The organism is Micromonospora sp. NPDC007208 (genome assembly GCF_042869175.1).
Taxonomy (GTDB): Bacteria; Actinomycetota; Actinomycetes; order Mycobacteriales; family Micromonosporaceae; genus Micromonospora; species Micromonospora foliorum.
The window spans coordinates 196,418-208,807 of record NZ_JBIAFG010000006.1; the positions used below are offsets into that span (position 1 = coordinate 196,418).

Genomic DNA, 12,390 nt, shown 5'->3' on the forward strand with positions numbered 1-12,390 from the left:
GCAAGATCGGCGGCGGGATGGGGGGTGGGGTGGGGTGGGTGGGTGGGGTGCAGGGTGGGCGGGTCAGCGGTCTCGGCGGCGGGGGCGGTAGCTGGCCAGGGTGGCGGGGAGGCCGCGGCGGATGATTCCGGCCCAGTCGGTGTCGCCGCGCAGCACCGCCGCGGCGGTCTTGCGGGCCTGCTCGGCGGTGAAGTGCGGTGGCAGCATCAGCTCGGCCGGGTCGACCAGTGCGTTGATCACCACCGGCCGGTCGGCGGTGAGCGCCCGGTCCCAGACGTCCCCCACCTGCTCCGGTGAGTCGATCAACTCGCCGTGCAGCCCGAGCACCTCCGCCCACTGGTGGTAGGCGATGTCCGGCAACTGCTGGCTGTCCGGGAACATCGGCGTCCCCTCGGTGGAGCGCTGTTCCCAGCTGACGAACGCCAGGTCCCGGTTGTTGAGCACCAGCACCACGAAGCGCGGGTCGGCCCAGCTGCGCCAGTACTTCGCCACGGTGATCAGCTCGTTGACGCCGTTCATCTGCATGGCGCCGTCGCCGATGAGCGCTACCAGCGGCCGGTCCGGGTGGGCGAACTTGGCGCTCAGCGCGTACGGCATGGCGCCGCCCATGGACAGCAGCGTGCCGGAGAGGCTGGCCAGCATCCCGGGGCGGACCTGGACGTGTCGGGCGTACCAGGCGGTGGCGGTGCCGCAGTCGACGGCGAGCAGCACGTCGTCGGGCAGGCGCTCGTTCAGGGTGTGGAAGAGCAACTGCGGGTTGACCGGGTCGGCGGTCTGCTCGGCCAGGTCACGTTGCGTCCGGCGCCACGCCGAGGTGGCCTCGGCGATCTCCGCCCGCCAGGCGGTCGGGCCGGGGCCGGGGCCCAGCTCGTTCAGCAACGCCCGCAGCGTGGGGCGGGCGTCGCCGGTCAGGTTCACCTCGGTCGGGTACCGCAGCCCGAGCTGGGTGCCGTCCAGGTCGATCTGCACCGCGCGGGCCTGCCCGGGCGGCGGGTAGAACTCCGAGTACGGCATGTTGCTGCCCACGATCAGCAGCCGGTCGCAGCCGCTCATCAGCTGCCAGCTCGGTCGGGTGCCGAGCAGCCCGATCGCGCCGGTCACCCACGGCTCGCGGTGGTCGACGGCGGTGAAGCCGAGCAACGCGGTGGACACGCCGGCGCCGAGCCGATCAGCGATCTCGCGGACCTCGTCGCGCGCGCCGAGCGCGCCCTGGCCGACAAGCATGGCCACCCGCTGCCCGCCGCGCAGAACCTCGGCCGCCCGGCGCACGTCCGCCTCCGGCGGCACGGTCGGCGTACTGCTCGGTGCGTTGCTGGTCTGGTAGTAGCCGTGCGCGTGCGGCGGGTTCGGGACGGCCGGTTCGTCCTGGAGGTCCAGCGGCAGGATCAGGGCGGTGACGGTACGCCGGGCCAGCGCCGTCCGGCACGCCCGGTCGACCAGGTGGCGTACCTGCGCCGGGTGGTCGAGCTGGGCCAGGAACGCCGCTGCCACGTCCTTGTAGAGGGCGAGCAGGTCGACCTCCTGGTAGTAACCGCCGCCCTCGGCTGTGGTCGCGGTGTGCCCGACCAGGGCGACCACCGGTTGGTGGTCGAGCTTCGCGTCGTACAGGCCGTTGAGCAGGTGGATGGCGCCCGGCCCGCTGGTGACCAGCGCGCAGCCCAACGGGCCGCCGCCGTACTTCACGTGCGCGGAGGCGGCGAAGCCGGCGGTCTCCTCATGGCGGACCTGGACGAACTGGGCCCGACCGTTGGTGCGTTGCAGCGCGGAGGTGAGGCCGTTGATGCCGTCGCCGGGATAGCCGAAGTAGCGGTGTACGCCCCAGCTGAACAGCCGCGACACGATGTGGTCCGCGACGGTCGGACGCCGGGGCAGGGTGCCCGCTTCGCCCGGCGCGGTGTCGTCTGCGCTCACCTGGCTGGTCCTTCCGGTCGCGTCCGATGCTCGCCGGCCATTCCCCTTCTTCTTCGGACAAAACACCCCGCCGAGCGGGCGTCGAAGTGCGGGGGTCCGCGTCCGGCAGAATCGTCGGGTGCCTGTCCACGAGATCACCGACCCTGACGACGACCGGATCGCCGACTACCGGGCGCTCACCGACGTCGAGCTGCGCACCCGCTGGGAGCCGCCGCACGGCCTGTTCATCGCCGAGGGGGAGCTGGTGCTGCGCCGGGCGCTGCGCGCGGGCTATCCGGCCCGGTCCTATCTGGTCGACGCCAAGCGGGTCGACCAGCTCGCCGACCTGGACACCGGCGACGCGCCGGTCTACGCCGCCACGCAGGACGTGCTGCAACGGGCCACCGGCTTCCACGTACACCGGGGGGTGCTGGCGTCGTTCCACCGCCGGCCGCTGCCGACGGCGGCCGAGGTGCTCGCGGCCGCGCGCCGGGTCGTGCTCCTGGAGGACGTGAACAACCACACCAACCTCGGTGCGGTCTTCCGGGGTGCCGCCGCGCTCGGCATCGACGCGGTGCTGCTGTCGCCGTCCTGCGCCGACCCGCTGTACCGGCGCAGTGTCCGGGTCAGCATGGGTGAGGTCTTCGCCATGCCGTACGCGAAGCTCGACCACTGGCCCGGGGGCCTGGACCAGGTACGGGAGGCCGGCTTCACGGTGCTCGCCATGACGCCCGCGCCGGACGCCGTACCGATCCAGCGGTTGACCCCGGCACAGCGTGAGCGGGCGGCGCTGCTGCTCGGGGCCGAGGGGCCCGGTCTCACCGCGGCGGCCCAGGCCGCCAGCGACGTGCGGGTGGTCCTTCCGATGCGGCGCGGCGTCGACTCGTTGAACGTCGCCGCCGCCGCGGCGGTGGCGTTCTGGGAGCTGGGCCGCGACGATCCGCCGTTCGGCGGCCAGTAGGTCGCTTTGGCTTGCATGGCCATGCGTTCTATTGCATAATTTTCCCCGTGTCCAAGGTTCTCACCTCCCTGCCCACCGGCGAACGTGTCGGCATCGCCTTCTCCGGCGGCCTCGACACCTCGGTCGCGGTCGCGTGGATGCGCGACAAGGGCGCGATTCCCTGCGCCTACACCGCCGACATCGGCCAGTACGACGAGCCCGACATCGCCTCGGTGCCCGGCCGCGCGCTCAGCTACGGGGCCGAGGTCGCCCGCCTGGTCGACTGCCGCGCAGCCCTGGTCGAGGAGGGCCTGGCCGCGTTGACCTGCGGCGCCTTCCACATCCGCACCGGCGGGCGGGCGTACTTCAACACGACCCCGCTGGGCCGCGCCGTGACCGGCACCCTGCTGGTGCGGGCGATGGTCGCCGACGACGTCCAGATCTGGGGCGACGGCTCGACCTTCAAGGGCAACGACATCGAGCGGTTCTACAGGTACGGCCTGCTGGCCAACCCGATGCTGCGCATCTACAAGCCGTGGCTCGACACCGCCTTCGTCACCGAGTTGGGTGGGCGTAAGGAGATGTCCGAGTGGCTGCTCGAACGCGGCCTGCCCTACCGGGACAGCACCGAGAAGGCGTACTCGACCGACGCCAACATCTGGGGCGCCACGCACGAGGCGAAGACCCTGGAGCACCTCGACACCGGCATCGAGACGGTCAACCCGATCATGGGCGTCCGGTTCTGGGACCCGTCGGTGGAGATCCCGACCGAGGACGTCACCGTCGGCTTCGACCAGGGCCGCCCGGTCACCATCAACGGCAAGGAGTTCGGCAACGCCGTCGACCTGGTGCTGGAGGCCAACGCCATCGGCGGCCGGCATGGCCTGGGCATGTCGGACCAGATCGAGAACCGGATCATCGAGGCCAAGAGCCGCGGCATCTACGAGGCGCCCGGGATGGCGCTGCTGCACTACGCGTACGAGCGGCTGGTCAACGCCATCCACAACGAGGACACCCTGGCGAACTACCACAACGAGGGTCGCCGCCTCGGTCGGCTGATGTACGAGGGCCGCTGGCTGGACCCGCAGGCGCTGATGCTCCGCGAGTCTTTGCAGCGGTGGGTCGGCACGGCGGTCACCGGCGAGGTGACGCTGCGGCTGCGCCGGGGCGAGGACTACTCGATCCTGGACACCACCGGCCCGTCGTTCAGCTACCACCCGGACAAGCTGTCGATGGAGCGTACCGAGGACTCGGCGTTCGGCCCGTCGGACCGGATCGGCCAGCTCACCATGCGCAACCTGGACATCGCCGACTCGCGGTCGAAGCTGGAGCAGTACGCCTCCCTCGGCCTGGTCGGCGGCGGGAACCCGCAGCGGATGATCGGCGCTGCGCAGGCCGCCTCCACCGGGTTGATCGGCGCGATGCCCCAGGGTGGCGCGGAGGCTATCGCCTCCCGGGGCGTCGCCTCGCCGGAGGACGAGGCACTCGACCGCGCCGCGATGGAGTTCGGCGTCGACTGAGCCCGGCCGGCCACCGCCGGCGGTGGCAAGTCGAGTTCCGGCGTCACGGACGGTAGCGTGTCGGCCGTGTTCCCTACCGTCCGTGAGGTCCTCGCCCTGGACCCGGTCCGCCACGGCGCGCCGCGCGTGGTCGCCGGCGACGAGGGGCTGGACCGACCCGTCCGCTGGGTGCACGTCGCCGAGGTGCCGGACATCGCCACCCTGCTCGGTGGCGGCGAACTGGTCCTCACCACCGGCATCGGCCTGCCCGGGGACGACGCCGGGCTGCGCGCGTTCATCGGCGACCTCGCCGACGTGGGAGTCTCCGGACTCGTCGTCGAGCTGGGCCGCCGGTACGTCAGCGGGGTGCCCCGGGTGATGGCCGCCGCCGCCGAGCGGCGCGGGCTGCCCCTGGTGGAGCTGCGCCGGGCCACCCCGTTCGTCCGGATCACCGAGGCGGTGCACGCGCTCATCGTCGACGCGCAGCTCACCGAGCTGCGCGCCAGCGAGGAGATCCACCAGCGGTTCAACGACCTCTCCGTCGAGGGCGCCGACGCCGCCGAGGTGATCCGACAGGCCGCCGAGCTGTCCGGCTGCCCGGTGGTGCTGGAGAACCTGTCCCGGCAGGTGCTCGGGTACGACCCGGCGGGGGAGAGCGCCGAGCTGCTGCTGGACGGCTGGGAGCAGCACTCCCGGCGGATCCGTCCAGCCGGGCGGACCGCGTACGACCCGGACAGCGGGTGGCTCGTGACCACCGTCGGCGCCCGGGGGCAGGACTGGGGACGGCTGCTGCTGCGCTGGCCGGCCAGCGGGGACGTGCCCAGCGCCCGGGCCGTCGAACCGACCGCCGGCCCGCCCACCCGGCTCACCATCCTGATCGAGCGCGCCGCGTCCACCCTCGCGCTGGGCCGGCTGATCCGCCGCGACGCGGAGGGTCTGGAACGGCAGATCCACCGCACCCTGCTCACCGCGCTGCTCGACCACTCCCGCCCGGTGGACGAGGTGGGGTTGCGGGCCAAGGCGCTCGGCGTGGTGCTGGACCGGCGGCACCTGGTCGGCGTGATGGTCCGGCACCGCGCCGACGACCCCGCCGGGGAGGTCGGCCCGGAGGCCGGTCAGGCCCGGCTACGGGATCTCTCCGAGGCGGTCGGCCAGGCCCTGCGGGAGGCGAAGCTGACCGCGCTGACCAGCGCCGTCGACGACCACTCGGTGGGCGCGCTGCTGGCCCTGTCGGACCCGGCCGCCGAGGACCGGGCGCTGTCCGCGTTCGCCGGCGCACTTCGTCGGGTACGCGTCGACGCCGGCACCGGACGGCCGGGGCCCGGCGCCGAACCGGCTCGGGCGGCTGCCAGCACCGACGTGTCCCGTCCCGGAGCCGAGGCTTCCCGTGCGGCGTTGGGTGCCGACCCGTCGCGCGCGGGGTTCGGGGTCGAGACCGTGCGGGCGGGTGTCGATGTTTCCCGGGGCGCTGGCCCGGGTGCCGTGATCGTTGCCGCCGGGTCCGGGGTGAGCACCCTGCGGGAGGCCCGCCGGTCCCTGGTCGAGGCACGGCAGATCGCCGAGGCGGCCCGGCGTGACCGGCGTGACCTGCCGATCTTCCGGCTACCGCACGTCGGTCTGGCCGGGCTGCTGCACCTGCTGCGCGACGAACCCCGCCTACAGACGTTCGTGGAACGCGAACTCGGCGCGCTGCTGGAGTACGACGCCCGGCACCCCCGCGAACAGCTGCTCGACACCCTGCGCGCCTACCTGGAGCAGGGACGCAACAAGTCCGCCGGTGCCGCCGCCGCCCACCTGTCCCGGCCGGCCTTCTACGAACGCCTGGCCCGAATCGCCCGCATCCTCGACGTGGACCTGGACTCGGTCGAAGCCAGCCTGTCCCTACACGTAGCCCTACTAGCCCTAGAAGCAGTCCGCACCCCCTAACCCCACCCCACCCCGCGCCCGCGCCCTCGCCCGCGCCCCCTCCCGCGTTGATCATGAAGTTATTGCCATGACACGCCGATGGGAGTGGCAATAACTTCATGATCAACCGGGGGAAGGGGCCGGAGGGTGGGTGGGGACGCCGGGGGAGGGGTGGGGTTAGGTGAGGGAACTTAGGGCTTTGGCGTAGGTGGGGGGGATGTGGTTGGGGCCGCCGGGGGTGAAGACGTCGGAGTTGGCCACCGCGGACCAGGCCGTTGCCGGGACGGCTTCGACCAGGGCCTGGATCACCGGGGCGTCGCGCCACTGCTCCTGCTCGGCGAGCAGGCCGAGGGCCACCACCGACTCCTCGACCTCGCCCACGCACTCGAACGGCTTGTGCCCGTCCACGCCCAGCAGCTCGCGGTAGCCGGGGATCTGTGACTCGTCGGCCAGCAGGTCGCCGCCGAAGATGTGGGTGACCCGCTCCCGGGGCATGAACGGCGCCATGGCCAGGAAGACGAAGCGGCACTTCGGGCAGTCACGGCACCAGCGCTCACTCGCGTCGCGCAGCTTGAACGCCTGGTTGCAGCTGGTCACCACGTCGTCGTACCGGGTGAACTCGGCGAACAGCCGGGCGATGTGCAGCTCGGACAGCGACCGCAGCAGGGAGAAGTACGGGTCGGTGAGGCCGGCGTGCTCGGCCAGCGACGCCCGCAGCAGCCCTTCCGCCTCGACGCCCTTGGACCACTGGTGGTTGATCTCGTGGCCGTTCCAGGCCAGGTTCGGGTCGGACGCCGAACGCTCGTTGGACATCACCACCGGGCCCAGCCCGTGCAGGACGGCGGTGGCCACCGCGATCAGGGAGTTGATGGCGGTGACCGGGATGTGCCCGTTCAGCGCGCCTGCTGCGTTCAGGTCGAACAGCACCGGGTCGATGCGCCGCCGGGCGGCCAGCGGGACCAGCCCGGACGCCTCGTTGACGGCGACGATCACGTGGTTCGGGTTGACCGAGAACGGCACCGGGTCCAGCTCGGCGCGGCGCAGCGCCTCCAGGCTGACGATCGAGTCCTTACCGCCGCCGACCGCCGAGAGCGGGCGACGGTCCGAGTCGTCGTACACGCGGGGTGAATCCGGCGAACCGGCGGGCACCTCCGGGCGCAGCTCGAGCACGTGCGGCAGCTGGTTGCGGTACGCGTACTCCGCGAGGCCCTTGGTGTAGACGGCCGTGACGTAGTCGACGGTGGCCGCGCCCAGCGGCGCCGGCAGCACGAGTCGCGGCGGCGCGGCGGCCTTGTAGTAGCTGACCCCGGCGACGAGGTGCAGCACCTCCAGCACCCGGTTGAGGGTCGCCACCGTCTCGTCGGAGGGTGGCTCCGCCGGCAGCGGAAGTGTGATCACCTCGGTGAACCGCTGCTCACCGGCCGGGCCGGTCAGCGCGTAGTCGAACAACACCTCGCCGGTGGCGAAGTCGATCGAGTAGGACGGGAAGGTGAAGGCGTCCATCCGCCGGAGCTGCTCGTTGGGCACACGCCATACTAGGCCCTGGTTCGTCCGGCCGTGTCCGGACCGGGCCCGCCCTGCCGCCGCCGTGACCCACGAGGAGAGCCCCGTGCGCCTTTCTGACCTGCGCGGACGTACCGTCGCCGTCTGGGGCACCGGTCGGGAGGGCCGGGCCGCTGTGACCGCCATCGCCGCGCACGGCCCGGCCGAGCTGGTCGCCGTGGACGACAGCGCGAACTTCCTGTCGCTGCCCTGGGACGGCCCCCTGGCCGAGGCGGCGCCGCTGGTCACCGGCGAGGCAGGCTTCGAACGGCTGGCCGCCGCCGACGTGGTGGTCCGCTCTCCGGGCGTGCCGCAGACCCACCCGTGGCTGGTCGAGCTGCGCCGCCGCGGGATCCTGGTGACCCAGGGCACCGCGTTGTGGATGGCCGACCACGCCGCGCGCACCGTCGGGGTCACCGGCAGCAAGGGCAAGAGCACCACCTCCAGCCTGATCAGTCACCTGCTCACCGCGATGGGCCGGCCGAACGTCTTCGGCGGCAACATCGGGGTGCCGACCCTGGACCTGCCGGACGCGGAGCTGTACGTCCTGGAGCTGTCCAGTTACCAGTGCAGCGACCTCACCGACTCGCCCCGCGTGGCGGTGGTCACCGCGCTCTTCCCCGAGCACCTGGACGCGCACGGTGGGGAACGGGAGTACTACCGGGACAAGCTCAACCTGCTCGCCCACGACCCGGAGACGATCGTGGTCAACGGTGGCGACCCCCGGCTCGCCGCGGAGTTGGGTGAGCTGCCCGCGGTCCGGGCCGGTCGTCCCGACACCACGCACGTCGCCACCGGCGCTGACGGCACGCCCTGGTTCCACGTCGGTGACCAGCCGCTCTTCCCGCGTGCTGTGCTGCCGCTGGTCGGCCGGCACAACGAGGGCAACCTCTGCGTCGCGCTCGCCGTGCTCGACGCGCTCGGTGTGGACGTGGTGGCCGGCAAGGACCACCTCGCCGTGGCGGTCGCCGAGTTCCAGGGGCTGGCCCACCGGCTCACCGAGATCACCGACCCGTCCGGGCTGACGTTCGTCGACGACACCCTGGCCACCAGCCCGTACGCGGCCATGCACGCCATCGACGCGTACGACGGGCGGCCGTTGACGGTGATCGTCGGGGGCAACGACCGGGGTCTGGACTACACGCCGTTGGCCGAGCACCTGGCCGAGCGGGAGCTGACCGTGATCGGGATCCCGGACAGCGGGCCCCGCATCGTCGAGGTGCTCGCCGGCCTGCCGAAGGTGCGTACCGAACTGGTCGACGACCTGCTGGACGCGGTCCGGCTGTCGCGCGAGGTGACCCCGGCCGGTGGGGTGGTGCTGCTGTCCCCGGCCGCGCCCAGCTACGGCCGGTTCCGCAACTTCGAGCACCGCTCCGAGGTCTTCGCCCAGGCCGTCGCCGACACCGCCGGGGCATAGGGCCGGGCGTCACCGCCAGCGGGGCTAGCGTCCTCCGACGGGCCGGCTGGTCTCGTCGACGCACGTCGGGAGACCGCAGGGTGCGAAGAGGCTCGGGTCGTGGAAGGAGACGATCCGGGAGACGCCTGTGCGAGTGGGCGTGAGCACCTGGAGGCTGTGGGGGTGATAGAGCCCCTCGGTGCCCTGGGTGTAGGTGGCGAGCGCCGGCTGGCCGTTGGCCCTCGCGGGGATTGTGCGGATCGTACCGACGCGGCTGAACACGGTGGTGGTGAGGAAGCGAATGACAGCGTCGCGTCCCGCGAACCAGGTCAGGTGTGGCGGCATCTCCATCGTGACGTCCTCGCGTAACACCTGTAGCAGTGCCGCCGTGTCCGCGTTCTGGAAGGCCCGTGCGTATCGGTCGAGCAGCATCCGGTCGGCCGGATCGGCTGGTTCGGTGAACATGTCCTCGGTGAGGCCGGTGCGAGCCAGGTGCGCGCGGGCCCGGGCGAGCGCGCTGTTGACCGCGTCGGTGGTGGTGTCGAGCAGATCGGCGACCTCGGAGGCGTGCCAGGCGAGCACGTCGCGCAGGATCAGCACGGCCCGCTGTCGGGCCGGAAGATATTGCAGCGCTGCCACCAGGGCGAGTCGGACGCTGCTGCGTGTGGTGACGATCGCGGCAGGATCCGTGACGGGCAGGTCCGCCTCCGGCAGCGGTTGGACCCAGGCGACGTCGGGGCCGGCGACCGTCAGCGGCTGGTCCGGGTCGCCCGACGGGCCCAGCCCAGAGGGCAGGACCCGTCGACTGCGGTGCTTGAGCGTGGTGAGGCAGGCGCTGGTGGCGATGCGGTACAGCCAGACCCGCACCGACGATCGGCCCTCGAAACCGGAGAAGCCGCGCCAGGCCCGCAGATAGGTGTCCTGGACGACGTCCTGGGCGTCGTGCGTCGAGCCCAACATGCGGTAGCAGTGCGCCAGGAGTTCGCGGCGGAACGGCTCGGTGAGCCGGGAGAACTCCTCGTCGTCCGTCCCCGCGTACGTCTCCCGCACCGGAGCCTGCGCTGCCTGGGTCATGTCGTCACTCCACCCGTCTGCGGCCTGACCTGTCTTTGTACAGACCTGCGGTCCGTCGGGAAGTGATCGGCTCGCGACCTGGGTGTGGCCAAGCCCACGTCGCTGTCGGTGGCCGACCAGTCCGATCCATCCACCGAGTCTCCATTCCTGATCGGTGAGCTGCCGACTCCGCCTGGGCCCCAGGCCGCCCGAGGCACCTCCCGCACCGAGGAGAGGACGACCATGACTGTCACGACGAGCCAGGACACCGCCGAGCAACCGGTGCGAGCGGTGATCGACGCCGTTTCGGCCGCGTGGGTCGACAACGACGTGGCCGCTTTCGTCGCCCACTATGCCGACGACGCGACCGCAGTACTGCCCGGGGTCGCCCTGCTGAGCAAGGCGGTGATCCGTACCGCGATGGCGGCGGCGTTCGCCGACCAGCTCAAGGGCACCCGACGTGTCCATCGCGTGCAGGGCGTGCGGTTCCTCGACGACGTCACCGCGATCGTGATCAGCCGCAGCGTGACCGTCGATGTCGGCGAGAACGAGCCAGGCGACGGTCGCTGGTCGATCGCCACGTGGGTCCTGTCCGGCCGCTCCGGGCGTTGGCTCATCGAGGCGTACCACGATTGCCCCGCCGCCTGACCGCTCCTGGAGCGAGGCGGAACAACCCGAGTACCGGACAGACGAACTCCTGGAGAAGGACGTGGACAAGACAGCAACAAGAACGCCGGCACGCTCCACGCCGGCACAGCGGTGGGCTCTGGCCCTCAGCTCCCTGGCATCGTTCGTCGTGGTGCTGGACATGCTGGTGGTGGCGACCGCGCTGCCCGCTCTTCAGCGAGACCTCGGCGCGTCGCTCGAAGACCTTGAGTGGACCGTCAACGCCTACACGCTCAGCTTCGCGGTCCTGCTGATGACCGGGTCGGCGCTGGGCGACCGCTACGGGCGGCGTCGCCTGTTCGCGATCGGGCTGGGCCTGTTCGCCGTGGCCTCGGCCGCCTGCGCGCTGTCCACCCAGGCGGGCCCGCTGATCGCGGCGCGGGCCGTGCAGGGCGCCGGCGCGGCGATGATCATGCCGGTCGCGCTGGGCGTGCTCAACGGGGCGTTCCCGCCCGAGCGGCGTGGCTGGGCGACGGGCGTCTACGGCAGCGTTACCGGGCTCGCCGCGATCGCCGGGCCGGTTCTGGGTGGCGTCGTCACCCAGAACCTCGCCTGGCAGTGGATCTTCTGGCTGAACGTTCCGATCACGCTGATCGCGATTCCGCTGGTGCTCAGCCGGATTGTCGAAACCCGCGGGCCCGGCCGTACGCTCGACCTCCCGGGCCTGGCCCTGGCCGCCGGATCGGCTCTGGGCGTCACCTGGGCCCTGGTGCGCGGCAACACGACCGGATGGAGCAGCGCCGAGACGCGGTCGACGCTGGTCGGCGGGATCGTGCTCGGTGGCCTGTTCGTCGTCAGGGAGCTGAAGACCCCCGCCCCGATGCTGCCGATGCGGTTGTTCCGCTCACCGGCCTTCTCCGCCGGCAACGCCGCCGTGTTCTTCATCAACGCCTCGCTGACCAGCGCGATCTTCTTCACCGCCCAATTCCAGCAGGTCGCACTCGGCCACGGTGCGGTAGAAGCCGGCTTGCGGCTGTTGCCGTGGGGCATCGCACCGTTCCTCATCGCGCCGCGGGCGGGCGCGCTCACCGATCGAATCGGCGAACGGGCGCTGGTCATCGCCGGCACGCTCCTGCTCGGCGTCGGCATGGGATGGATCGCGCTGATCTCCGAGCCCGACATCGGCTACGCCACGACCGCCGTCGCGATGACCGTCGGTGGCCTCGGGTTCTCGCTGGCCCTTCCCGCCGTCACCAGATCGGTCGTCAGCCGCGTCGCGCCGCAGGACATCGGCCGGGCATCAGGCACCTTCAGCACGCTCCGGCAGTTCGGCGGCGCGTTCGGGGTCGCCCTCACCGGCGCCGTCTTCGCCACGGCCGGCGGCTACGCCACCGCTGACGCGTTCAGCGACGGCTACGTCCCAGCGATGAGTGTCTCCGCCGCGCTCGCCTTCGCGGCCACCGCTGCCGGCGCCGTGCTACCGCGACACCGCCGCCTCGCGCCGGCCACGACCACCGGGCGTCCCGCACCCGCCGAATCCACGACGGGATGAGACACCG

At 72.0% G+C, this 12,390-nt stretch carries 9 protein-coding genes; 6 read left to right on the plus strand and 3 right to left on the minus strand.

The window, feature by feature from the left end; translation table 11 throughout:
- Positions 1-63: 63 nt before the first annotated feature.
- Positions 64-1,911, minus strand: coding sequence for a thiamine pyrophosphate-requiring protein (locus tag ACFYL6_RS15105; protein WP_387171444.1), 1,848 nt, complete (start codon positions 1,909-1,911; stop codon positions 64-66).
- Between the two features lie 118 nt (positions 1,912-2,029).
- Here ACFYL6_RS15105 and ACFYL6_RS15110 point away from each other — a divergent pair, with 118 nt between their 5' ends.
- Genes ACFYL6_RS15110 through ACFYL6_RS15120 form a run of 3 tightly spaced genes read left to right on the plus strand, consistent with a single transcriptional unit; the run spans position 2,030 to position 6,255 of the window.
- On the plus strand, positions 2,030-2,851 hold the full coding sequence (locus tag ACFYL6_RS15110) for a TrmH family RNA methyltransferase (protein WP_387171446.1): 822 nt from the start codon (positions 2,030-2,032) through the stop codon (positions 2,849-2,851).
- A gap of 47 nt (positions 2,852-2,898) precedes the next feature.
- Positions 2,899-4,350, plus strand: a complete 1,452-nt coding sequence (gene argG / locus ACFYL6_RS15115) for an argininosuccinate synthase (RefSeq protein WP_387171447.1) — start codon at positions 2,899-2,901, stop codon at positions 4,348-4,350.
- A 57-nt stretch (positions 4,351-4,407) separates the two neighbouring features.
- Entirely contained in the window at positions 4,408-6,255 is a 1,848-nt protein-coding gene (locus tag ACFYL6_RS15120; RefSeq protein ID WP_387171449.1) for a PucR family transcriptional regulator, read from the plus strand.
- A 156-nt stretch (positions 6,256-6,411) separates the two neighbouring features.
- Here the strand turns inward: ACFYL6_RS15120 and ACFYL6_RS15125 are convergent, their stop codons facing one another.
- Complete coding sequence (locus ACFYL6_RS15125) at positions 6,412-7,761, minus strand: hypothetical protein (protein ID WP_387171451.1); 1,350 nt, start codon at positions 7,759-7,761, stop codon at positions 6,412-6,414.
- Positions 7,762-7,843: 82 nt separating this feature from the next.
- Between ACFYL6_RS15125 and murD the strand changes: the two genes are divergently transcribed.
- Complete coding sequence (gene murD, locus ACFYL6_RS15130) at positions 7,844-9,193, plus strand: UDP-N-acetylmuramoyl-L-alanine--D-glutamate ligase (RefSeq protein WP_387171453.1); 1,350 nt, start codon at positions 7,844-7,846, stop codon at positions 9,191-9,193.
- 24 nt (positions 9,194-9,217) lie between these two features.
- Here murD and ACFYL6_RS15135 read toward each other — a convergent pair whose 3' ends face one another.
- Positions 9,218-10,246 carry a sigma-70 family RNA polymerase sigma factor gene (locus ACFYL6_RS15135; protein WP_387171455.1) on the minus strand — a complete coding sequence of 343 codons (1,029 nt, stop codon included), beginning with the start codon at positions 10,244-10,246 and terminating at the stop codon, positions 9,218-9,220.
- Between the two features lie 222 nt (positions 10,247-10,468).
- On the opposite strand from ACFYL6_RS15135, the gene ACFYL6_RS15140 reads away from it, so the two are divergent.
- On the plus strand, positions 10,469-10,873 hold the full coding sequence (locus ACFYL6_RS15140) for an SgcJ/EcaC family oxidoreductase (RefSeq protein ID WP_387171457.1): 405 nt from the start codon (positions 10,469-10,471) through the stop codon (positions 10,871-10,873).
- A gap of 61 nt (positions 10,874-10,934) precedes the next feature.
- Positions 10,935-12,383 carry an MFS transporter gene (locus tag ACFYL6_RS15145; RefSeq protein ID WP_387171459.1) on the plus strand — a complete coding sequence of 483 codons (1,449 nt, stop codon included), beginning with the start codon at positions 10,935-10,937 and terminating at the stop codon, positions 12,381-12,383.
- Positions 12,384-12,390 lie beyond the last annotated feature (7 nt).

Bases quoted from the DNA above. Each gene is read 5' to 3' on its own strand.
- ACFYL6_RS15140 (WP_387171457.1), top strand. From the start codon at position 10,469: ATGACTGTCACGACGAGCCAGGACACCGCCGAGCAACCGGTGCGAGCG.
- ACFYL6_RS15135 (WP_387171455.1), bottom strand. From the start codon at position 10,246: ATGACCCAGGCAGCGCAGGCTCCGGTGCGGGAGACGTACGCGGGGACG.